Origin of the sequence: Azospirillum oryzae, assembly GCF_900177515.1 — a bacterium.
GTDB lineage: Bacteria > Pseudomonadota > Alphaproteobacteria > Azospirillales > Azospirillaceae > Azospirillum > Azospirillum oryzae_A.
Map to the genome: position 1 here is coordinate 1 of NZ_FXAK01000004.1, position 23,473 is coordinate 23,473.

16 protein-coding genes and 1 pseudogene are annotated in these 23,473 nt (G+C 67.3%); 12 read left to right on the forward strand and 5 right to left on the reverse strand.

Annotation, left to right across the window (positions count from 1 at the left end; all coding sequences use genetic code 11):
- Window positions 1-244: pseudogene (locus B9N97_RS07220) on the forward strand (S-methyl-5'-thioadenosine phosphorylase); the annotation flags it as partial.
- Window positions 245-513: 269 nt separating this feature from the next.
- Window positions 514-1,719 (forward strand): RNA-guided endonuclease InsQ/TnpB family protein, encoded by a 1,206-nt coding sequence (locus B9N97_RS07225; protein ID WP_085084878.1) that lies wholly within the window; start codon window positions 514-516, stop codon window positions 1,717-1,719.
- 44 nt (window positions 1,720-1,763) lie between these two features.
- Here B9N97_RS07225 and cysN read toward each other — a convergent pair whose 3' ends face one another.
- The 3 genes from cysN to B9N97_RS07240 all read right to left on the reverse strand — a co-directional run bounded on the left by cysN (window position 1,764) and on the right by B9N97_RS07240 (window position 5,756).
- Window positions 1,764-3,695 (reverse strand): sulfate adenylyltransferase subunit CysN, encoded by a 1,932-nt coding sequence (gene cysN, locus B9N97_RS07230; RefSeq protein ID WP_085084880.1) that lies wholly within the window; start codon window positions 3,693-3,695, stop codon window positions 1,764-1,766.
- Window positions 3,695-4,588 (reverse strand): sulfate adenylyltransferase subunit CysD, encoded by an 894-nt coding sequence (cysD, locus tag B9N97_RS07235; protein ID WP_244560619.1) that lies wholly within the window; start codon window positions 4,586-4,588, stop codon window positions 3,695-3,697. Before cysD ends, cysN begins: the two co-directional genes overlap by 1 nt.
- A gap of 97 nt (window positions 4,589-4,685) precedes the next feature.
- Complete coding sequence (locus tag B9N97_RS07240; protein ID WP_244560595.1) at window positions 4,686-5,756, reverse strand: sulfotransferase; 1,071 nt, start codon at window positions 5,754-5,756, stop codon at window positions 4,686-4,688.
- A 651-nt stretch (window positions 5,757-6,407) separates the two neighbouring features.
- Here B9N97_RS07240 and B9N97_RS07245 point away from each other — a divergent pair.
- From B9N97_RS07245 to B9N97_RS36675, 10 genes are all read left to right on the forward strand, one after another.
- Window positions 6,408-7,238, forward strand: a complete 831-nt coding sequence (locus tag B9N97_RS07245; RefSeq protein WP_085084882.1) for an ABC transporter permease — start codon at window positions 6,408-6,410, stop codon at window positions 7,236-7,238.
- Window positions 7,228-8,649, forward strand: coding sequence for an ABC transporter ATP-binding protein (locus B9N97_RS07250; protein ID WP_085084884.1), 1,422 nt, complete (start codon window positions 7,228-7,230; stop codon window positions 8,647-8,649). Before B9N97_RS07245 ends, B9N97_RS07250 begins: the two co-directional genes overlap by 11 nt.
- Window positions 8,650-8,863: 214 nt before the next feature.
- The gene (locus tag B9N97_RS07255; RefSeq protein WP_244560596.1) at window positions 8,864-12,235 is read left to right on the forward strand and encodes a glycosyltransferase; all 3,372 of its coding nucleotides are present in this window, start codon (window positions 8,864-8,866) and stop codon (window positions 12,233-12,235) included.
- 3 nt (window positions 12,236-12,238) lie between these two features.
- Window positions 12,239-12,790 carry a dTDP-4-dehydrorhamnose 3,5-epimerase gene (gene rfbC, locus B9N97_RS07260; RefSeq protein WP_085084886.1) on the forward strand — a complete coding sequence of 184 codons (552 nt, stop codon included), beginning with the start codon at window positions 12,239-12,241 and terminating at the stop codon, window positions 12,788-12,790.
- Between the two features lie 73 nt (window positions 12,791-12,863).
- Complete coding sequence (gene rfbB / locus B9N97_RS07265; RefSeq protein WP_085084888.1) at window positions 12,864-13,931, forward strand: dTDP-glucose 4,6-dehydratase; 1,068 nt, start codon at window positions 12,864-12,866, stop codon at window positions 13,929-13,931.
- Between the two features lie 8 nt (window positions 13,932-13,939).
- Complete coding sequence (gene rfbD / locus B9N97_RS07270) at window positions 13,940-14,845, forward strand: dTDP-4-dehydrorhamnose reductase (RefSeq protein WP_085084890.1); 906 nt, start codon at window positions 13,940-13,942, stop codon at window positions 14,843-14,845.
- Window positions 14,846-14,856: 11 nt separating this feature from the next.
- A complete protein-coding gene (rfbA, locus tag B9N97_RS07275; protein ID WP_085084892.1) occupies window positions 14,857-15,720 on the forward strand; it encodes a glucose-1-phosphate thymidylyltransferase RfbA in 864 nt (287 codons plus the stop codon).
- Window positions 15,721-15,827: 107 nt separating this feature from the next.
- On the forward strand, window positions 15,828-16,784 hold the full coding sequence (locus B9N97_RS07280) for a UDP-glucuronic acid decarboxylase family protein (RefSeq protein WP_085085307.1): 957 nt from the start codon (window positions 15,828-15,830) through the stop codon (window positions 16,782-16,784).
- A 158-nt stretch (window positions 16,785-16,942) separates the two neighbouring features.
- Window positions 16,943-18,172: an acyltransferase gene (locus B9N97_RS07285; RefSeq protein ID WP_143266484.1), complete on the forward strand. Its 1,230-nt coding sequence runs from the start codon at window positions 16,943-16,945 to the stop codon at window positions 18,170-18,172.
- A gap of 134 nt (window positions 18,173-18,306) precedes the next feature.
- A complete protein-coding gene (locus B9N97_RS36675; protein WP_085084897.1) occupies window positions 18,307-19,872 on the forward strand; it encodes a calcium-binding protein in 1,566 nt (521 codons plus the stop codon).
- A gap of 47 nt (window positions 19,873-19,919) precedes the next feature.
- On the opposite strand, the gene galE is transcribed toward B9N97_RS36675, so the two are convergent.
- Together galE and B9N97_RS07300 are read right to left on the reverse strand one after the other, a co-directional pair.
- Window positions 19,920-20,921, reverse strand: coding sequence for a UDP-glucose 4-epimerase GalE (gene galE, locus B9N97_RS07295; protein ID WP_085085309.1), 1,002 nt, complete (start codon window positions 20,919-20,921; stop codon window positions 19,920-19,922).
- 202 nt (window positions 20,922-21,123) lie between these two features.
- The gene (locus B9N97_RS07300; RefSeq protein WP_085084899.1) at window positions 21,124-23,427 is read right to left on the reverse strand and encodes a DUF7657 domain-containing protein; all 2,304 of its coding nucleotides are present in this window, start codon (window positions 23,425-23,427) and stop codon (window positions 21,124-21,126) included.
- Window positions 23,428-23,473: the final 46 nt, after the last annotated feature.

The window sequence follows — 23,473 nt, forward strand, 5'->3', positions numbered from 1 at the left end:
CGACTGCTGGCACGAGGAGCACGACCATGTGTCGGTCGATGCGGTGATCCGGGTGGTGGTCGCCAATGCCGGCAGGGCGCGCGCGCTGGTCTCGGCCCTGGCGCCGAAGGTGGCGGGGCGCGAGGGCGCGTGCGCCCAGGGCTGCCACACCGCTCTCGACAACGCCATCATGACCGCCCCCTCCCACCGCGACCCGGCGATGCTGGAAAAGCTGTCGCTGATCGTGAAGCGCACGCTGGGGTGATACGGCGCGGGAGAGGGGGCAGCCTCAGACTTCGGATGGATAACCCGCTGGTGACGTCTGGTGCGCGATCACAAAGCGCGAATCGACGTCTCCGGCGGCATAATACGGTTCGCTATGGCAAGCTTGCTACTCTAACGAGTATGTTATTGAAACACATGCCAAACGGACACTTAACCTGCTTTTCCCTCAGTTATAAAGCATAGAGCATCTAAATGGCTTATACCAATGTTCCTGATGCGTTCCAATCATTATGCCTTTAAACTGTCTACATGCTCCTTTTACGCGGCTACAAATTCCGGCTTTATGCTGATGCTGCTCAGCAGGCGCAGCTCGCCTGCTTTGCCGGCGTTTGCCGCTTCGTGTATAATCTCGCCTTGGAGCAGCGGCGCGACTGGTGGCGGCAATTCAAGGCAACCACTGGTCGGCAGATCTCCTATGCATCGCAAAATCGCGACCTGACCCTCTTGCGGGCTGAGGTTGATTGGATCGCCGCCGCACCGGTCGATTGCCTGCAGTATGCCCTGCGCGATGTGGAGCGCGCCTTCTCGAACTTCTTCGCCGGCCGTGCCGGGTATCCCCAGACCCGCAAACGCACAGAGCAGGATGCCATCCGGTTTCCCTTCGCCCGCTCCCGCTGGACAAAGCTCAACGCCAAATGGGCGGTCGTGCTGATCCCGAAGGTCGGAGAGGTCAAGTTCCGGCTGACGCGTGATATACCGGGCACTGTCAAGGTGGTGACGGTGACACGCGATGCCCTTGGCTGGCATGTCGTCTTCACCACCGAAATCGAGCAGCCCATCCGACCGTCTGACAAGCCCGCCATCGGCATCGACCGTGGCGTGACGCGCACGCTGGCACTGTCGGACGGGACCTTCCGTGATCTGCCCAAGGAGCGTCTGAACGTCCTGGAGCGCCGGGCCAGAAAGCAGGCCAGGGCACTATCCCACAAACAGAAAGGCTCCAATCGCTGGGCTGCCGCCAAGCGGCTTCTGGCCCGGACAAAGGCCAGGATCGCCCGAAGCCGCTGGCATTGGAACCATGAGCGGTCGCGTGAGATCGCGACCAGATTTGGCTTTGTCGCGATGGAGGCCCTCAACACCAAAGCCATGACCGCCAGTGCCAAATGCACGGTCGAGCGCCCTGGCCGCAACGTCCGGGCCAAGGCTGGCCTCAATCGCGCGATCCTGGCCGCCGGTTGGCAGCAGTTCGAGACCTTCCTCGGCTACAAGCTGGCCGCTGAAGGCGGAGTTCTGGTCACGGTCGATCCCTGCCGAACCTCACAGACCTGCTCGTGTTGTGGAGCAATCGACAAGGAAAGCCGCGAGAGCCAAGCGGTTTTCCGATGTGTCCGCTGTGGTCACGCGATGAACGCCGATCACAACGCGGCCGTCAACATCCTGAGGGCTGGAAAACAGCCTGCGTCGAGGTCCGCCGTCGGGCGGCCGTTGAAGCGCGAACCGAAGAGGGCGGCTTAACGCCGCCCTCGGACATCTCCATAGCGGTAGCCGTGGAGAGGATTTTAAATCACCCCGCGCCGCCGCAATTCCTCGATCATCTGGACGACCATCTCGTCGGCGGTCCGTTCACCACCCTTCAGGGTGATCTCCGGGGCCTCCGGCGGCTCGTAGGCGCTGTCGATGCCGGTGAAGTGGGGGAGCTGGCCGGCACGCGCCTTCTTATAGAGCCCCTTGGGGTCGCGGGCCTCGCAGACCTCCAGCGGCGTGTCCATGAAGATCTCCAGGAACTCGCCGTCCTCCACCAGGGTGCGCGCCATCCGGCGCTCCTCGCGGAAGGGGGAGATGAAGCTGACCAGCACGATCAGCCCGGCTTCCACCATCAGCTTCGACACCTCGGCGACGCGGCGGATGTTCTCCACCCGGTCCTCGTCGGTGAAGCCCAGATCCCGGTTCAGGCCGTGGCGGACATTGTCGCCGTCCAGGATCATGGTGCGGCGGCCGAGACGGTGCAGCTCCTGCTCCAGACGGTCGGCGACGCTGGACTTGCCGGAGCCGGACAGGCCGGTGAACCACAGCACGCAGGGCTTCTGCAGCCCGCCCGCCCGCGCCGCCTTGTCCACCTTCGAGGCGTGGCGGTGGATGTTCGACGCCCGGCGCAGGGGGAAGCGGATCATGCCGCAGCCGGCGGTGGCGTTGGTCAGCCGGTCGATCAGGATGAAGCTGCCGGTCTCGCGGCTGTCGGCATAGGCGTCGAACGGGATCGGCCGGTCGAGCGCCAGATTGCAGAAGCCGACGTCGTTGAGATCCAGATGCTTGGCGGCGGCATGCTCCTGGGTGTTGACGTTGATGCTGTGCTTCAGCTCCGTCACCTGGGCGCCGACCGTCGCCGTGCCGGCCCTGAGCAGATAGGAGCGGCCGGGCAGCAGCGGCTGCTCGTCCATCCACACCACATGGGCGGCGAACTGGTCGGCCACCTCCGGCCGGCCGGCGGCGGCGACGATCATGTCGCCGCGGCTGGCGTCGACCTCGTCGGCCAGCACCAGGGTGATCGCCTGTCCGGGCTCCGCCGTCTCCAGGTCGCCGTCCATGGTGACGAGGCGGGCCACCCGGCTGGTCCGGCCGCCGGGCAGGATGGCGACGTCGTCGCCGACGCGCACCGCGCCGCCGACCACCGTGCCGCTGAAGCCGCGGAAGTCCTGGTTCGGCCGGTTCACCCACTGCACCGCCATGCGGAAGGAGCCGAGCTTCTGCTCGGCGCGGGCGTCGACGCTCTCCAGATGGCCGAGCAGGGTGGGGCCGCCGTACCAGGCCATGGCGTCCGACGGCTTGGTGACGTTGTCGCCGGTCAGCGCCGAGACCGGGATGCAGGTGACGTCGGTGATGCCGATGCGCGCCGCGAAGACGCGGTAGTCGGCGGCGATCCGCTCGAAGGTCTCGCGGTCCCAGCCGACGGCGTCCATCTTGTTGATCGCCAGCACGACATGGCGCACGCCCAGGAGCGAGACGATGGTGCTGTGGCGCCGGGTCTGGGTCAGCACGCCCTTGCGCGCGTCGACCAGCAGCACCGCGGCGTCGGCGGTGGACGCGCCGGTGACCATGTTGCGGGTGTACTGCTCGTGGCCCGGCGTGTCGGCGACGATGAACTTGCGGCGCTCGGTGGTGAAGAAGCGGTAGGCGACGTCGATGGTGATGCCCTGCTCGCGCTCCGCCGCCAGCCCGTCGACCAGCAGCGCGAGGTCGAGCTGGCCGGCGCCGGTGGTGCCGAAGCGGCCGGAGTCCGTCTCCAGGCTGGCCAGCTGGTCCTCGAACAGGCATTTGCAGTCGTAGAGCAGCCGGCCGATCAGCGTCGACTTGCCGTCGTCCACCGACCCGCAGGTGATGAAGCGCAGCAGATCCTTGCTGTTCTGGCGGGCCAGATACTCCTGCACCTCATTGGCGGCATCGGCGGGAGTGATGTCGGCGGGAACAGTGACGGGATCGAGTTCCTTCAGCATCAGAAGTAGCCTTCCTGCTTCTTCGCTTCCATGGAAGCGGCGGCGTCCTGGTCGATCACGCGGCCCTGCCGTTCCGAACTGGTGGACAGCAGCATCTCGCGGATGATCTCGGGCAGGGTGGCGGCGGTGCTGCGCACGGCCCCGGTCAGCGGATAGCAGCCGAGCGTGCGGAAGCGCACCCAGGCCATCTCCGGCGTCTCGCCGGGCTTCAGCGGCATGCGGTCGTCATCGACCATGATCAGCGTGCCGTCGCGCTCCACCACCGGACGCGGCTTGGCGAAATAGAGGGGGACGACCGGGATGCTCTCCTGGTGGATGTACTGCCAGATGTCCAGCTCGGTCCAGTTCGACAGCGGGAAGACGCGGATGCTCTCGCCCTTGTTGATCCGGCCGTTGTAGAGGCTCCACAGCTCCGGCCGCTGGTTCTTCGGCTCCCAGCGGTGGGAGGATGTCCGGAAGGAGAAGATGCGCTCCTTGGCGCGGCTCTTCTCCTCGTCGCGGCGCGCCCCGCCGAAGGCGGCGTCGAAGCCGTGGGCGTTGAGCGCCTGCTTCAGCGACTGGGTCTTCATCACGTCGGTGTGGACGGCCGAACCGTGGGTGAAGGGGCCGATGCCCTGGCGCACGCCCTCCTGGTTGATGTGGACCATCAGGTCGATGCCCAACTCCTGCGCCGTGCGGTCGCGGAATTCGATCATCTCCCGGAACTTCCAGGTCGTGTCGACATGCAGCAGCGGGAAGGGCGGCTTCGACGGATAGAAGGCCTTCATCGCCAGATGCAGCAGCACCGAGCTGTCCTTGCCCACCGAATAGAGCATGACCGGCTTGTGGAACTGGGCCGCCACCTCGCGCATGATGTGGATGCTTTCCGCCTCCAGCCGCTGAAGGTGGGTCAGGCGGGCCGGCGTGGTCAGGATGGCGGGCAAGCTGTCCTCAAAACCGGGGGCAGCTTCGGGACGATCCTTGGCCGCGGGGCGGGGGTCGAGCAATGGATCAAGCAGCATAGCCGGCCTTCTTCTGCATGTCTCCGGCCACCGCGTCGAACACGGTCCGACGCTTGGGCGACCAGTCGATCTGGCGCTTCGACGGGTCGAAGCCTTCGGGTTTCTTGACGGGGGTCCAGCTGACCTCGCCATCGCGGCGCGAGACGCGGGACGATCCCAGGATGGGCAGGTCGCCGATCCGCTCGAACGGATAGCGCTCCTCGTTCAGATCCAGGAAGCGCAGCAGGTCGCGGGCGGTGCCGTCGGGGGAGGCCACCGCATCCTCGAAGCGGATCAGACGGCAGGCGTCGGCGCTCATCCGGCTCTGCGCCTCCAGCGCCGCCTCGGTGCCGAAGCTCCATTCGCGGCAGACGTCGGCGAAGGTGCGGCCGAGGAAGCGCAGCGGCCAGGTGTCGATGGTCGACTGCACCGCGCGTTTGCCGTCGCGCAGCACGATCAGGCAGCGCTCCGTCGGGAACAGGTAGGGGAAATAGCGCATCATCCGGGTGTGGGGCGACTTGATCACCACCGTCTTGTCCGCCGGGAATTCGGCTTCGATGCGACGGAGGAAGCCACTGACCATATAGCAGAAGGTTTCCAGGTCGCTGAACGATTCCCGGTTGCGTTGATAGAGGCGCAGGAAGCGCCCCTCATAGATGCGCGCGTCCTCCACCGTGTTCAGGAAGGGAAGCTCGCGGACGCCGTAGGGGTTGACCACCACGTCGGGATGCAGTTCCAGCAGGCTCTGGAGATAGTTGGTGCCGCTGCGCGGCATCACCCCGTGCAGGAAGACGATGCGGGGGGTGGCGCGGGGAGCGGACCGGAGAGCGGTGCCGGCCGTATTGGCGGCATCCGGCGCGATCCCGCGGACCGACTGGGCGACCGACCGCAGGTGACGGGCGTTCTCCTCCGTGAACCAGGGATCGAAGAAGCTCGATCTTTCCGTACTGGGAAGTCTAAGAAGCCGCTTCCCAACAAAACCGATCTCTTTCTGAAGACGATAAACCGCACCGTCACCGAAGTGATTTCTCAGCGATGCGGCATAGTGATCGGCTGTCAGGGTCTTTGCATTCCAAAACACAACGGCCTCCTTTTGCGTCACCGCTCCGCCGGGCACTCCGGTTTTTCCCGGACTTCGGCAATCGGTGCGTCTTTCCTGCAAATCGGGCAATCGCCGCTTCTCAGGGCTAGTTATGGCCCTATCGGATGGGCTTTTTTAGCTCTAATCCGGATCTAACCCCTTGGGCTTATAAAATTACCGATGCGACCCTCAATGGTGGATCGCGCATCGGATAGCAACCTCATGACAAGTCATGTCCCTATCCTGCGTCTAGGAAAGTCACGTTAGATTTCGACTTTGAGTTTACTGATACGCATAGGACACGACACTCCGTCGCTTCCTGTCGCATTAGCCCGGATAGTGTGAATTCCTCGAATGTTTATTCATTGATTTTCTTTCGTGATAACGGAAATCCCCGGGCAGAGACACCACCTCTCCGATCTTTCGGGTAAACGGGTGAAACCGAAGGTCCGTTCCCCCTCCTGTTCTTTTTCAGGAGAGTCCACCCGCCCGGCCATGCCCGCCGCCGCCCCTCCGGTGCCGCCCCCCGGCGCCCCCCCCCCGGCACAAAGGATGCTTTCGCTTGAACGCCGCCGGGGCGGGGGTTATGGTCGGCCGGCCGCAGACGGGGAATACTTTAAATTGTTTAGCTCTCAGTCGGGAAACCCCAAGGTGGCGGGTTTCGGCGCCGGTCCCTTTGCCCTTTTCCAGACCGCCTGGCACCACAGGTCGCTGATCCTGCGGCTGGCCCGGCGCGAGATCGACGCCCGATACCGCGGCTCCGTGCTGGGCATCGTCTGGGCGGTGCTGAATCCGATCCTGATGCTGGCGGTCTACACCTTCGTCTTCTCGGTGGTGTTCCGCGCGCGCTGGGGCACGCCCAGCGGAGCGGCGGGGGAGAGCAACACCGAATTCGCCCTGCTGCTGTTCTCCGGCCTGATCCTGTTCAACGTGCTGGGCGAATGCCTGAACCGGGCCCCGGGGCTGCTGCTGGAGAACATCAGCTACATCAAGAAGGTGGTCTTCCCGCTGGAGATCCTGCCGCTGGTGTCGCTGGCGGTCGCGCTGTTCAACGCCGGCATCGGCTTCGTCATCCTGGTCGTCTTCCACCTCGCCGTGGCGGGGCTGCCGCCGCCGACGGCGCTGCTGCTGCCGCTGGTGCTGGCGCCGCTCTGCCTGACCACGCTGGGGCTGAGCTGGTTCTTCGCCGCCGCCGGCGTGTTCCTGCGCGACCTGCGGCAGGTGGTGGGGGTGGGCGTCACCGTGCTGATGTTCCTCAGCCCGATCTTCTACCCGATGACCGCGATCCCCGAGCGCTTCCGCGCCATCCTGCACCTGAACCCGATGACCGCGATCCTGGAGCAGTCGAAGGACCTGCTGTTCTGGGGCCGCGTCCCGTCGCCGGTGGAATGGGGCCTGGCGACGCTGGGCGCCTGGGTGGTGGCCTGGCTCGGCTATCTGTGGTTCATGAAGACCCGCCGGGGGTTCGCCGATGTCGTCTGAGACTCCCGCCGCCGATACCCCCCCGGCCGATACCCCTGTCGTCATCCGGGCGGAAGGGCTGGGCAAGGCCTACGCCATCTTCAAGCGTCCGCAGGACCGGCTGAAGCAGATGCTGGTGCGCGGCCGGCGCAAATATTACGACGAGTACTGGGCGCTGCGCGGCGTCGACCTGGAGGTCCGCCGCGGCGAGACGGTCGGGCTGATCGGCCGCAACGGCTCGGGCAAATCGACCTTCCTGCAGCTGCTCTGCGGCACGCTGACGCCGACCTCCGGCCGCATCGTGGTCGATGGCCGCATCGCCGCGCTGCTGGAGCTGGGCGCCGGCTTCAACCCGGAATTCACCGGGCGCGAGAACGTCTATCTCGCCGCCTCGGTGCTGGGATTGTCGAACGAGCAGATCGCCCAGCGCTATGACTCCATCGCCGAGTTCGCGGGCATCGGCGACTTCATCGAACAGCCGGTGAAGCTCTATTCCAGCGGCATGTACGCCCGCCTCGCCTTCGCGGTGGCGGCGCATGTCGACGCCGACATCATGATCGTCGACGAGATCCTGGCGGTCGGCGACGCCTCCTTCACCCAGAAATGCATGCGCTTCATCCACCGCTTCAAGGAGCGCGGCACCCTGTTCTTCGTGTCGCACGACACCGGGCAGGTGGTGAATTTGTGCGACCGGGTGGTGTGGCTGGACAACGGGTCGGTGCGGGCGATCGGCCCGGCGCGGGAGGTCTGCCACGACTATCTGGCGGCGCTCTACAGCGACCAGGACACCTCGCGCGGCTTCCGCATCGGCGGGGCGCGGCAGGCGCTGCCCCAGGCCAAGCGCGAGGAGCCGGTGGAGGACGCCCGCGCCGAGCTGCTGAAGGCCTCCCGGCACCGCAACGCCATCGAGCTGTTCGACTTCAACGACAGCGGTCCCTGGTTCGGCAACCGCGGCGCCACCATCACCAACGTCTCGATCCTCGATGCCGAGGAAAATCCGCTCAGCGTGCTGGAGGGCGGCGAGGTCATCGTGCTGAAGGTGGATTGCCGGGCCGACCAGCAGGTGCACCGTCCCATCGTCGGCTTCTACGTCAAGGACAAGCTGGGCCAGAACCTGTTCGGCGACAACACCTTCCTCAGCTACCAGCTCGATCCCGTGACGATCCCGGCCGGGCAGGACTTCGCCGCCCGCTTCCGTTTCCAGATGCCCTATCTGCCCAGCGGCGACTTCTCCATCACCGTGGCGCTCGCCGAGGGCACGCAGGAGGACCACGTCCAGCATCATTGGGTCGAGGACGCGCTGTTCTTCAAGGTCCACGCCAGCCATGTCGTGCGCGGGCTGGTCGGCATGCCGATGCTGGCGATCACGCTGGAGGCGGAGGGGGCATCCGCACCCCAGGGAACACCCCAGCCTGTCCCCGCGACAAAATAAGGTCACGCCGCGAACAACCCCGGAGTGAGGCAGGAAAACCGCAGTTCCGGGCATTGTTGGGCACCGCAAAGCGGGTTCCGGACAGCGGCTTGCATTCCGGCGGGGTGTCGGCGTATGTGTGTCGGCGGCTGTGACGGGGCCGTCCGACGGGCCTGAAAAATGGTGCCCGACGGGTCGCACCCCGCCGCGAAGCCAGGCAGAAGAAGAGGCGCAGGTGGATTCGTTTTTGAAGGACCAGGGATCGGACGCTCTCCGTCGTATCTGCCGACCGATCACGCTCCTGACCCCGGATCTCGTCACGGCGCCGGCATCCTGGCTCGGCCATGTGCCCTTCGCCTTCTGGATCGTCGAGGCGCTGCGGCCGGACAGCCTCGTCGAACTGGGGACGCACACCGGCAACTCCTATGCCGCCTTCTGCCAGGCGGTCCGCCATGTCGGGCTGCCGACCTCCTGCTATGCCGTCGACACCTGGGCCGGCGACCCGCAGGCGGGCTTCTACGGCGACGACATCTACAACAAACTCGCCGCCTACCATGACCCGCGCTATGCCGGCTTCTCGCGCCTGCTGCGGATGACCTTCGACGAGGCGCTGGTCCATTTCGCCGACGGCAGCGTCGATCTGCTGCACATCGACGGGCTGCACACCTACGAGGCGGTGCGCCACGATTTCGAGACCTGGCTGCCGAAGATGAGCCGCCGCGGCGTGGTGCTGTTCCACGACATCAACGTGCGCAAGGGCGATTTCGGCGTCTGGCGCCTGTGGGACGAGATCACCCGCGACTATCCGTCCTTCAGCTTCCTGCATTCCAACGGGCTGGGCGTGCTGGGCATCGGCGATGACCTGCCCGACGCGCTGCGCGAGCTGTTCGCCGTGCAGAAGGCCGGCGGCGAGGGCTTGCAGGCCGTCCGCAGCTGGTTCGACCGGCTGGGCGACGCCGCCATCGAGGCCGAGACCATCCAGCGCCTGGAAGAGCAGGAAAAGCACCTGCGCACCGAGGTGGCGATGGTCCGCAAGGTGCTGGACGACCAGATCGCCCACACCGAGGAACTGAAGGAGATGATCGCGACGCGCGACCGCGACATCGCGCTGATCCAGGGCTGGCTCACCGACCATCAGGCCGAGATCCGCCGCCAGGGCGAGGAGCTGGACGACCGCGAGCGCGATCTCGCCGCGCGCGAGCAGGCCATCGCCGAGCTGCACGGGGTGGTGGCCAGCCGCGACCAGCACATCCACAGCCTGGTCAACTCCACCTCCTGGAAGCTGTCGGCGCCGGTGCGCAAGCTGGGCCGCCTGACCCAGAAGGCCGGCCGCTTCTACCGCCGCCGCCTGCACGCCATCACGCTGGAGCCGCTGCACGACGTGAAGCCCAGCCCGCAGGGCGGCTACGAGGCGACCGGCAGCGACCCCGCCTTCCTGCTGCGCTCCGACCGCGGGCGGCTGCCCGGCCACTGGTGCGTGATCTCCTACCGGGTGGTGCGCGCCTCGGCCCCGCTGGTGCCGGTGATCTATGTCGATGCCGGCAACGGCTTCGACGAGCGGACGATGATCCGCCTGCCGGTCGACACGGTCGGCGAGTTCCGCCAACTGGTCCTGCTGCCGCAGACGGTCAAGGCGCTGCGCTTCGATCCCGCCACCCGGCCGGTGTCCTTCGAGATCGCCGACTTCACCATCCGCGAGATCGGCAAGACCAACATCCTGCTCGACTATGTCCGGCAGAACCAGCCGGCGCGCGTGCTGGACTATCTGCGCCGCCACGGCTGGCAGGCGACCAAGCAGCGCGTCCTGCAGGAGCTGCAGCCGAACCGCTGGTCGGCCGACTACAAGTCGTGGGTGCGGATGTACGACAGCCTGACGCCGGAGGACGGGGCGGCGATCAAGGCCGACATCGCCCGGCTGCCGGCGCGCCCGCGCTTCTCCGTCGTCATGCCGGTCTACAACACGCATGAGTCCTACCTGCGCGAGGCGCTGGATTCGGTGCTGGCCCAGTTCTATCCGGACTGGGAGCTGTGCATCGCCGACGACGCCTCCACCGCGCCGCACGTGACGACGGTGCTGGCGGAGTACAAGGCGCGCGACAACCGCATCAAGGTCGTCCGGCGCGAGACGAACGGCCACATCTCCGCCGCCAGCAACAGCGCGCTGGATCTGGCGACCGGCGATTTCGTCGCCCTGATGGACCATGACGACCGGCTGCCGCCGCACGCGCTCTACATGGTCGCGGCCGAGCTGGCCCAGCATCCCGACACCGACATCCTCTATTCCGACGAGGACAAGATCGATGCCGACGGCGAGCGCTACGACCCGCATTTCAAGTCGGACTTCAATCTGGACCTGCTGCACGGCCAGAACATGGTCAACCACCTGGGCGTCTTCCGCCGCTCGCTGATCGAGCAGGCCGGACGCTTCCGCCTGGGCTTCGAGGGCAGCCAGGACTACGACCTGACCCTGCGCGCGGTCGAGGCGACGACTCCTGAGCGCATCCGCCACATCCCGGCGATCCTCTATCACTGGCGCGTCTTCCCCGAATCCGCGGCCTTCTCCACCGTCGATCTGCCGCGCGCCACCGCCGCCGCCCACAAGGCGCTGAGCGAGCATTTCCAGCGCCGCGGCGTCGAGGCCACGGTGGAGACCTCGCCGGCGACCGCGCGCTTCACCCGCATCCGCTACGCCCTGCCGGCGAAGCTGCCGCGGGTGTCGCTGATCGTGCCGACGCGCGACAAGGTCGATCTGCTGAAGGGCTGCGTCGACGGGCTCCTGCACCGCACCGACTATCCGGATCTGGAGATCCTGATCGTCGACAACAACAGCGAGGAAGCGGCGACCTTCGCCTACTTCGACACGCTGAAGGACGAGCCGCGGGTGCGGGTGCTGACCTACAAGGCGCCCTTCAACTACTCCTCGATCAACAATTTCGCCGCCGCCGAGGCGACCGGCGAGGTTCTGGGCCTGATCAACAACGACATCGAGGTGATGGAGCCGGGCTGGCTGGCCGAGATGGTCTCCCACGCCCTGCGGCCGGAGGTCGGGGCGGTCGGCGCCAAGCTCTATTACGCCGACGGCACCATCCAGCATGCCGGCGTCGTCACCGGCATCTGCGGCGTGGCCGGCCACGTCCACAAGGGCCTGACCCGCGACGCCTACGGCTATTTCAGCCGGGCCCAGCTGACCCAGGACCTGTCCTGCGTCACCGCCGCCTGCCTGATCCTGCGCAAGGAGATCTTCGACGAGGTCGGCGGGCTGGATTCCGAGCATCTGGCCGTCGCCTTCAACGACGTCGATTTCTGCCTGCGCATCCGCGAGAAGGGCCATCTGGTCGTCTGGACGCCGTTCGCCGAGCTGTACCATCTGGAATCGGCCTCGCGCGGGCCGGACACCGCCCCCGACAAGGTCAAGCGCTTCATGGGCGAGGTGGCCTACATGCAGGAGCGCTGGGGCGACAGCCTGCTGGCCGACCCCTACTACAACCCGAACCTGACGCTGGACGCCGAGAATTTCGGGCTGGCCTTCCCGCCGCGCACGGTCAAGCCGTGGCTGCGCAAGGCCTGCCCCGAGCTGCGCAAAGAGCGCCTGAAGGAAAGCATCTGAGCCATGGACGTCGTCTCCCTCGACATTCCCGACGTTAAGATCATCCGCCCGAAGAAGTTCGGCGACAACCGCGGCTTCTTCTCGGAGACCTACACCAAGAAGACGTTCGAGGCGGCCGGGCTGCATTACGATTTCGTCCAGGACAACCAGTCGCTGTCGGCCGAGGTCGGCACGGTGCGCGGCCTGCATTTCCAGCTGCCGCCCTTCGCCCAGGACAAGCTGGTGCGGGTGGTGCGCGGCGCCATCCTGGACGTGGCGGTCGACATCCGCAAAGGCTCCCCCACCTTCGGCCGGCATGTCAGCGCGGTGATCAGCGCGGCGGAGTGGAACCAGATCCTGGTGCCGATCGGCTTCGCCCACGGCTTCTGCACGCTGGAGCCCGACACCGAGGTCATCTACAAGGTGACCAACTATTATTCGCCCGAGCATGACCGCGGCCTGCTGTGGAACGATCCGGAACTGGGCATCGACTGGCCGGTGTCGGCGGACAAGGCGCATCTGTCGGCCAAGGATCACAAGCATCCGACCTTCGCCCAGCTTGGCGACTGGTTCTGACGGCGCTATTGGATTTCGGCTCTTTTGTGCCCGGTGGGGCTTTGGGCTCCGTTTTTGGCGGTAAGGTGGTTTGATGACGCGCATTCTCGTCACCGGCGGCGCCGGTTTCATCGGCTCGGCGGTGGTCCGCCAGCTTCTCGCCGAAACCGACGCCTTCGTCGTCAATGTCGACAAGCTGACCTACGCGGCCAACCTGTCCTCCCTGCCGGGCGCCGAGGGCAATCCCCGCTACGCCTTCGAGAAGGTCGACATCTGCGACGCCGCCGAGCTGAGGCGGGTGTTCGACACCCACCAGCCCGACGCGGTGATGCATCTGGCCGCCGAATCCCATGTCGACCGTTCCATCGACGGGCCGGGCGAGTTCATCCAGACCAACGTGGTCGGCACCTTCCGCCTCTTGGAAGCGGCGCGCGGCTACTGGTCGGCCCTGCCGGCGGAGCGCAAGGAGGCCTTCCGCTTCCACCACATCTCCACCGACGAGGTGTTCGGCACGCTGGGCGAGGACGGCTTCTTCACCGAGACGACGGCCTACAGCCCCAACTCGCCCTATTCGGCCAGCAAGGCGTCGAGCGACCATCTGGTCCGCGCCTGGCACGAGACCTACGGGCTGCCGGTGGTGCTGACCAACTGCTCCAACAATTACGGCCCCTACCATTTCCCGGAGAAGCTGATCCCGCTGATGATCCTCAAGGGTCTGGCGGGCGAGAAGCTGCCGGTCTACGGCAAGGGCGACAACATCCGCGACTGGCTCTATGTCGAGGACCATGCCCGCGCGCTGCGGCTGGTGCTGGAGAAGGGCCGGGTCGGCGAGAGCTACAACATCGGCGGCCACAACGAGCGCACCAACCTGGAGGTCGTCCGCGCCATCTGCGCGCATCTGGACGAGATGGACCCGGCCGGCGCCCCGCACGACCGCCTGATCAGCTTCGTCACCGACCGCCCCGGCCACGACAAGCGCTATGCCATCGACGCCGGCAAGATCGAGCGCGAGCTGGGCTGGACCCCGCAGGAGACCTTCGAGAGCGGCCTGCGCAAGACGGTCGCCTGGTATCTGGAGAACCGCGACTGGTGGCAGGCCATCCTGAACGGCTCCTACCGCGGCGAGCGGCTCGGGCTTAAGGAAGAAGGAGCCGCGTCGTGAAGGTTCCCATGAAAGTCCTGGTTCTCGGCAGCAACGGCCAGCTCGGCTTCGAGCTGATGCGGGCCGACTGGGCGCCGGGCACCGATGTGGTGGGCCTGCCCTATCCCGAGTTCGACGTGACCCGGCCGGGCGACGTGGAGAAAGCGGTCGCCACCCACGCGCCCGACCTGCTGGTCAACGCCACAGCCCACACCGCCGTCGACAAGGCCGAGAGCGAGGTCGACCTGTCCTTCGCCATCAACCGCGACGGGCCGGGCGCCATGGCGGCGGCCTGTGCGGCACGCGGCATCCCCTTCATCCATGTGTCGACCGACTATGTGTTCGACGGGACGAAGGACGGCATCTATACCGAGGATGACCCGATCAACCCGCTGGGCGTCTATGGTGCCAGCAAGGCGGCGGGCGAGGAGGCGGTGCGCGCGGCGACGCCGAACCACGTCATCCTGCGCACCTCCTGGGTCTACAGCGCCTACGGCAACAACTTCGTCAAGACGATGCTGCGCTTCGGCAAGGAGCGCGAGGAGATGCGGGTGGTCGCCGACCAGCACGGCTCCCCCACCGCTGCCGCCGACCTCGCCGCCGCCATCGTGCAGATCGCCGGGACCCTTGAGAAAATCAATGGTGAGAAGACCGGCAGCGCCGCCTGGGGCACCTACCACCTGACCGGCGGCGGCTACACCACCTGGCATGATTTCGCCGAGCATATCTTCCGGCGGCTGGAAGAGCGCACCGGCAAGCGGCCGCGCCTGACCGCCATCGGCACGGCCGACTACCCGACCCCGGCGCGCCGCCCGGCCAACTCGCGGCTGGACTGCTCCCGTGCCAAGGAGCGGCTCGGCGTGTCCTGCCCGCCGTGGCAGGAGAGCGTCGACCGCGTGATCGACGAGCTGTTCACCAACCCGCCGCAGGCGTGAGGACGAGGACCATGAAGGGCATCATCCTGGCCGGCGGGTCCGGCACCCGGCTCTACCCGGTGACGCGGGCGATCAGCAAGCAGCTGCTGCCGATCTACGACAAGCCGATGATCTATTTCCCGCTCAGCACCCTGATGCTGGCGGGCATCCGCGACATCCTGGTCATCACCACCCCGCACGACCAGCCGCTGTTCCAGACGGTGCTGGGCGACGGGTCGCAGTGGGGCCTGAACCTGACCTACGCCATCCAGCCCTCGCCCGACGGGCTGGCCCAGGCCTTCATCATCGGCCGCGAGTTCGTCGGCAACGACAGTTGCGCGCTGGTTCTCGGCGACAACATCTTCTACGGCCACGGCCTGACCAACATCCTGCGCGCCGCCGGCGAGAAGACCGAGGGCGCCAGCGTCTTCGCCTATGCCGTGCGCGACCCCGAGCGCTACGGCGTGGTGGAGTTCGACGGCGAGGGCCGGGCGCTGAGCATCGAGGAGAAGCCGGTCGCGCCGCGCTCCAAATGGGCGGTGACCGGCCTCTATTTCTACGACAACGACGTGCTGGACATCGCCGCCGCGGTGAAGCCGTCGGCGCGCGGCGAGCTGGAGATCACGTCCGTCAACGCCGCCTATCTCGACCTGGGCAAGCTGTCGGTCGAGCAGATGGGCCGCGGTTACGGCTGGTTCGACACCGGCACCCACGACAGCCTGCTGGAGGCGGCGGAGTTCGTCCGCACCATCCAGCATCGCCAGGGCCTGCAGATCGCCTGCCCGGAGGAGATCGCCTACACCTCCGGCTGGATCGACGCCGAACAGGTGCGCCGCCTGGCCGAGCCGCTGAAGAAGAACGATTACGGACGCTACCTGCTCGGTCTGCTAAGCTGAAGGATCAACCGGCGCCTCTGCCGTGTTGTCTCTTGGCGGCGCTCTCCGACCCCCTGACGGGCCGCGGACAAGCCACCAACACCAACAACCAAGACAGGAAGGCAGCCTTGCCGGCTCTCACCAACCGAAAGCGTGTCCTCGTCACCGGCGGCGCCGGCTTCCTGGGATCCCACCTGTGCGACCGGCTGCTGGCGGCCGGGAACGACGTGCTGTGCGTCGACAACTTCTTCACCGGCAGCCGCGACAACGTCCTGCACCTGCTGGACAACCCGCATTTCGAGCTGATGCGCCACGACGTGACGTTTCCGCTCTATGTCGAGGTGGACGAGATCTACAACCTCGCCTGCCCGGCCTCGCCGATCCATTACCAGCACGATCCGGTGCAGACGACCAAGACCAGCGTGCACGGCGCCATCAACATGCTGGGGCTGGCCAAGCGGGTGCGCGCACGGATCATGCAGGCCTCGACCTCGGAGGTCTACGGCGACCCGGCGGTGCATCCGCAGCCCGAGGAATATTGGGGCAACGTGAACACCATCGGCCCGCGCGCCTGCTACGACGAGGGCAAGCGCTGCGCCGAGACGCTGTTCTTCGACTATCACCGCCAGCACAGGCTGGACATCAAGGTGATCCGCATCTTCAACACTTACGGCCCGCGCATGCACCCCAGCGACGGGCGCGTGGTGTCGAACTTCATCATCCAGGCGCTGAAGGGCGAGCCGATCACCATCTACGGCGACGGCCAGCAGACGCGGTCCTTCTGCTATGTCGACGACCTGATCGAAGGCTTCCTGCGCTTCATGGACACGCCGGCCGGCGTCACCGGCCCGATCAACCTGGGCAACCCCGGCGAGTTCACCATGCTGGAACTGGCGGAGAAGGTCGTCCGCCTGACCGGCTCGGACTCAAAGATCGTGCACAAGCCGCTGCCGCAGGACGATCCCAAGCAGCGCCGCCCCGACATCACCAAGGCCCGCGCCCTGATGGAGTGGGAACCGGCGGTGCCGCTGGACGAGGGGCTGGCCCGCACCATCGCCTATTTCCGCGGGCGGTTCTTCGCCTGAGAGGGCGCCTGAAAGGTTTCTGCGGCCCTTATCCTCTGCCCTCCATCCTACCGCCAATGAGCGCCTAGCTCGCGCCGCCGCGCCTGACGCATTGTCCGGCTCCACGTCGCGGATGCCGGGCCGCCGATCCAGCCCGCACCTCCGCATGATGGATACGTGTGGCCGGCCCGCTCTCCTGCGCCGGCCATCTCGTCGTTCGGAAGGTGCCGCATGGCGCCGATCAGGCCCAGCGGCTGCCGCAACGGCTGCCCCAATGGCTACAGGGTGTGAGGATGGGCGTTCTGCCGATGCCGGCTGGCCTGCAGGAAAGACAGTCGGCGGAAGCGGCCGTATCGGACGCCGCACCGGAGCGGAACCATCAGGGTTCCTATTGGCCGGGCGGCGACTCCATCAAGGTGGCGGCGATGCTGATGGTGGTCGGCATCCACGTCATCAGCCCGCATTTCTTCGGCCAGATCCCGGCCACGCCGCCGGACCAGCCCTTCCGCTTCGACATCCACTGGTGGGTCGCCACGGCGATCGACAGCCTGTGCCGAAGCAGCGTGCCGCTGTTCTTCATGGCCAGCGGCGCCCTGCTGCTGCCGCGCGCCGAGCCGATCGGCGCCTTCCTGCGCAAGCGCTTCGTCGCCGTGGTGGTACCGATGGCGGCCTGGAGCGGCTTCTATCTGGTCTGGGGACACCAGATCATCCATTTCGCCGGAACACCGCCGCTGAGCGCGCTGCCGCGCCAGCCGGCCTTCTTCCATCTGTGGTTCCTCTACCCGCTGCTGCTTTCCTATCTGGCGATGCCGCTGATGCGGGCGGTCTTCGCCCAGGGCGGCCGTCTGGTCGGCTATGCGCTCGTCCTGTGGGGGTTGGCGGCGGCCTGGATGTTCGCGGGCAATCTCGCGACCGGCAACGCCGAGCCTGGCGTTCTGTGGCCGGACTATCCCTACTATCTCGGCTATGTGCTGCTGGGCGGCGCGCTTGCGCGCTTGCGCGGCAGCATTCCGCTTTGGGCCGCCGGCGGGCTGTTCGGGCTGTCGGCGGCGGTGACGCTGCTGCTGACCTATGTCTGGTCGGCGCGGCTCGGCACCGCCAGCGAACAGTTCATGGGATATTTCGCTCCCAACGTGGCGGCCGGGGCGATGGCGGCCTTCCTGGCCCTGGACGGGCTGTCCCGCCGTCTGGGCCGGGCGGCGCAGGCGCTCATCCGTTTCCTGGGCAGCCTGTCCTTCGGCGTCTATGCCGTTCATCCCGTCGTCATCCTGTACCTCATCGGCGACACGCGGAACTGGTTCGCCAACCCCAGCCTCATCGCGCTCGCCGGGATCGCCACGGTGGTGCTGGGGTCCGGCGCCATCGCCTTCGTGCTGTCGCGGATCCCGCTGCTGCGCCGGCTGGTGTGAGGGGGCTGGTGTGAGGGGGGCTGGCGTCAGAACTGCCATGCACGTCGGGATAGCGGCTATGACCATCAGCACCATTCCAAATCGTTGAATCTGCTCCTATCCTCCGCTCGCGGAACGCAATCTGGGGGTGAGGGATGCCGGTCTGGCGCTTCTGGAACACCATCACGGGGTCGCATTTCTATACGGGGAGCGAGGTCGAGCGGGACGCCGTCGCAACCAACCTGTCCTCGATGAATTACGAGGGGGTCGCCTTCACCAACCCCACGGCGACCGACACCACCGTCTGGCGGTTCCGCCGGGCGGACACCGGCACCTTCTTCTACACCGCCAGCACCGCCGAACGGGACGCGGTGCGCAGCACAATGCCGAACTACGCCTACGAAGGGGCGGCCTACAGCGCCAGCACGGTGCAGACGGCGGCCGCGTCGCAGGCGGTCTACCGGTTCTGGAACTCCGACAACGGCGCGCATTTCTACACCGGCTCGGCGGAGGAGCGGGACGCGGTGGTCGCCACCCTGCCCAACATGCGCTACGAGGGCATCGCCTACTACATGGCGCCGGCGCCGCAGACCGACCGCAGCGGGGCGCTCGACACGGCCTGGTACCTGTCGGCCTATCCCGACGTCGCCGAGGCGGCGGCGGCCGGCATCACCTCCGCGGCACAGCATTGGCAGGAGTTCGGCCTGCGCGAGGGGCGGCTGCCGCGCGATCTGGCCGCCTTGAGCGGCAACGACAGCATCACCAGCATCTACAGCACCACCGGCCATGGCGACCACATGAACGGCGGGTCGGGCAACGACACGCTGCAGGGCGGACTGGGCAGCGACACCATCTTCGGCGAGACCGGCAACGACGTCCTCTACGGCTACCAGAGCGATTATCTGAACGGCGGCTCCGGCGACGACACCTATTACGTCTACACCAACAGCGTCACGGTCCAGGAAGGGGCCAACGGCGGCACCGACACGATGTGGCTGGGCGACAGGATCACCAGCTACACCATCCCGTCCAACGTCGAGGTGACCAACCTCTCCTACTATCTCACCAACGGGGACTATCCCAACTCGACCGTCCTTCTGACCGGCAGCAGCGGGGACGACACCATCCTGATGCCGGAGAGCGTCTACCTGCCCTATGGCGGCTATTACTCCAAGGAGGTGACGATCAACGCCGGTGCCGGCAACGACTTCATCCGGATGACGGGGACCATCAACGGCGGCGACGGCAACGACACCATCATGTCGTCCTTCTGGCGCAGCAAATACATCGAGCCGACCTACTATACGTCCTACAACGACCTCATCGACGGCGGGAACGGCAACGACACGATCTATCTGTCGTCGGGCACCGACACGCTGGCCGGCGGAGCCGGTGCGGATACATTCGTCGTCGCGCGGCCGACGACCGGGCCGGGGCCGGGCTTCAACATCTATGCCGGGCCGTCCGGGGTGACGACGATCACCGACTTCCAGCCCGGCGCCGACACGCTGCGCTTCGAGCAGACCACCCTGTCCGCGCAGCAGATCGCCGACCGCTTCAGCATGGCGTCCTTCCTGTCGTCCGACGGGACCCCGATGCTGGTCGGCCGCTTCACCGACGCCGATTTCAGCAGCGTTTACACCAGCAACTCCACGCTGGAAATCCGGCTGGCCGGCCTCACCCCCGGCCAGCTGACGGCGGGGATGATCGCGGCGAGTTGATGGGGCGGGCTGACGGGGCCGGCGAGGAGGGCGCTCCGGGATCTCTCTCAGACGCCCTTCACCAGCCGCTCCTCCCAGGCGAGCGCCGAGGCGACGATGGTCTCCAGGTCGGCGTGGCGCGGGGTCCAGTCGAGCGTCCGGCCGATGCGCTCCACCCCCGCCACCAGGGCCGGGGGATCGCCGGCGCGGCGCGGGCCGATGCGCATGGGCAGCGGCTTGCCGGTCACCCGCTCCACCATCGACAGCACCTCGCGCACCGAATAGCCGCGGCCGTAGCCGCAGTTCAGCACCTCCGACGCGCCGCCCGCCTCCAGATGGCGGAGCGCCGCGACATGGGCGTCGGCGAGGTCGCTGACATGGATGTAGTCGCGCACGCAGGTGCCGTCCGCCGTGTCGTAGTCGTCGCCGAAGATCTGCAACTCCGCCCGCTGGCCGGTGACGGTCTGGGCGGCGATCTTGATCAGGTGGGTGGCGACCTTCGACACCTGTCCGGAGCGGCCCTGCGGGTCGGCGCCGGCGACGTTGAAATAGCGCAGCGCCACATAACGCAGGTCGTGCGCCGCCGCACCGTCGCGCAGCATCCACTCCGTCATCAGCTTGGAGGAGCCGTAGGGGTTGATCGGGCTGGTCGGCGTCTGCTCGTCGATCGGCAGGCGGTCGGGCATGCCGTAGACGGCGGCGGTGGAGGAGAAGATGAAGCGGCCGATCCCGGCCTCCACGCAGGCCTCGATCAGGGCATGGCTCTTCACCGTGTTGTTGCGGTAGTAGGCGAGCGGCCGCTCCACCGATTCCGGCACGACGATGCTGCCGGCGAAATGCATCACGGTGCCGATGCCGTGGCGGGCGAAGGTCCGGGCCAGCAGCGCCTTGTCGCCGACATCGCCCTCGACCAGGGCCGTGCCGTCGGGGATCGCCTGGCGCCGGCCGGTGGACAGATCGTCCAGCACCACGACGGCGCGTCCCTGGTCGCGCAGCGCCAGCACCACATGGGAGCCGATATAGCCGGCGCCGCCGGTCACCAGCACGGTCGCGTTGTCGCTCCTGGTCATGGTCCGCTCTTCGTCGTTGGGCGTCATCCGCCTGAAAGTAGCGCGTCCACGGCCTCCGGCATGGGTTTTTCCGGCTTAAGGCAAGGGCTTCCGGGGAGGGAGGGGGAGGCGCGCGTTACCCCGTTGTGAGCGATGCGGGGTCACCACAACCATCTGTCCCTGGCCATCTCCCTTGGCCATCCGCCGCATCACCGCGCCAGCATCACTTCGCCAGCCCCAGCCGGCGGCAGCCCGGCTCCTCTCCGTCATTCGCCGGACGGGGGGTGGCCAGGGCGATGGTGCCGGCATCGGTGTCGCGGGCCAGCACGCACAGCACCGGCGGCCGGTCCGATGCCGCCGGCCGCAGCAGGATGGTGAAGCCGGCCTGTCCGCGGTCGGCGGCGGGGAAGGCGGCCTGCAGGTCGGGCCGGCGCTCCACCCCGTGGGACACCACGGTCAGGGGCACGTCGCTCACCACCGTGACGCCCTGCGTGGCACGGACGCCGGTCCAGGGCGCCCAGCCGCGCAGGCGCAGCATCCCGTTCTCCAGCCGGACCTCGTCCAGGCTGCCGCCGGTCGGGAACGGCCCGCCGGCCGGGGCCCCATCGGCCGGAAGGACGCTCGCCTCCCGCGCTGGAGTGCCGGAATTCGCGGCCCTGGGATCCAGGGCCGACCAGGGCACCCGGACCTGATCGGGATAGGGGGAGACCGGCTCCGTCACCGTGTCCGGGATGATGTGGGCATAGCGGTTGAAGACCTGGGTGAAGCGGTCCTCCGCCATGTCGAGGAAGAGCGGGCGGAAGAAGTCCACATGCGGGGCGATCAGCGTGTGGGCGATGGAGTTGTAGCCCCAGCCGGCCAGCACCGCCCCGGTGAAGATCGGCAGCGTCTCCACCAGCCAGCCCTTGGGGTGCGCCGCCTGCTGGGCCGACAGCCGGGCGGTCAGGGCGGTCTGCGGCCGGTCGAAGATCGGCTTGGCCGACTGGATCGGGTTGAACTGCCCGAAGGTCAGCAGGTTGGCCGCCACCGCCACCCCTGCCACCAGCGTGCCCGTTTGGGGCGCCGGCAGTTTCAGAAGCGGCAGGAGGTAGCGCAGCGCCAGCCCGCCGGCCAGCACCAGCAGGATCGTCCCGTCGAACAGGCTGGACCAGGGCGCCACGCCGCCGGCGCGCTTGGACAGCACCCAGGCCGCCAGAACGGCGGCGGTGAACAGCGCGACGCGCAGGGGCGTGATCCGCCAGCGGACCGAACCGGCCAGCAGCGCGGTGGCGACCAGCGCCAGCAGGCCGACCGCCACGATCATGCGCGGCGGGAAGACGCGGTCCCACAGCAGGATTTTCCCCACCGCCGCCGGGATGGGCAGCAGCATCCAGGCCGACACCAGCGCCAGCCCGCCGCCCAGCACCGCCAGGGCCGTCAGCAGCCGGCCGCGATCGACGGCTCCGCCGGTCAGCCCCTGCCGCCAGTCGGCGAAGACCAGGAGCAGCAGCGGCCAATAGCTGCCGATCGCCCCGGTCTCCACGATGTTGTGGACGATCAGGCTGTCGAAGCCGCGGGTGGTGATGAAGGGCAGGACCGTCGACAGCCAGATGCGCCAGTCGCCGCTGCCGCCGTCGCTGTGCCGCTGGCCGGGATAGACGGTCGCGGTCATCGCCTGCAGCGGTTCGGCCAGATAGGCGTAGACGGTGCCGGCGGCCAGGGCGGCGGCCAGCCCCGCCGTCGCCAGCAGCGGCCACCGCAGCAGGTCGCGGCGCAGCGCCAGCACCAGCACGGCGCCGACGAAGCCCAGCGACAGGATCACCGGCGGGTAGAAGTGCGACAGCAGCCAGACCGCCGACAGCCAGTAGAGCAGCACCCCCTTCACCGGCAGCCGCAACGGCGCCGCCAGCGTCACCAGCAGCCAGGGAAACAGGGCGAGCAGCGGCCCGGTGGTGGTCCAGGCATATTGGGTGTAGCCGGCGAAGAAGGCGAGCAGCGAGAAGCAGACCGAGATGCCCGGCGCCATCCCCAGCATCCGCCCCATCCGCTGATAGCCGATCAGGAACAGGGCGATGAAGGCGGCATGGTAGACGGCGAAGGCATGGGCCGGATCGACCAGGAAGAAGGCCCAGTATTGCGGCTTGAAGGGCAGCGCCCAGTCCCGCAGGGGCAGGGCGTTGAAGTTGCGCAGATCCTCGTGATAGGGCGAATGGGCGTTGTGGCGGGCGAAATCATTGTCGACCGCGATCTGGAGATAGGGCGTCCACACCGCCCATTCGTCGCTGCGGATGTCGCGCGGCTTGCCCAGCACGAGGCCGCTGTCCTCCGTCACCCCCATCTGGCGCAGCGCCACCCCGTAGGAGGAGGGCGTCCAGGCCATCGCCGCGTAGAGCACCGACAGGGCCAGCACGACGGCGGCGAACAGCCCCCCGGCGGAAACGGACAGGCCCCGCAGGGACAGCCGGCCGGCGGACGGCACGGCCGGGGCGTAGCGGGACGGCGACGGGGTTGAGGTCTGGACGGAGATGGAGGACCGGATGGGGGTCATGGCGATCGGGGCCCCTTCTTGAGAAGCCCCAAACTTTCCCGAACCC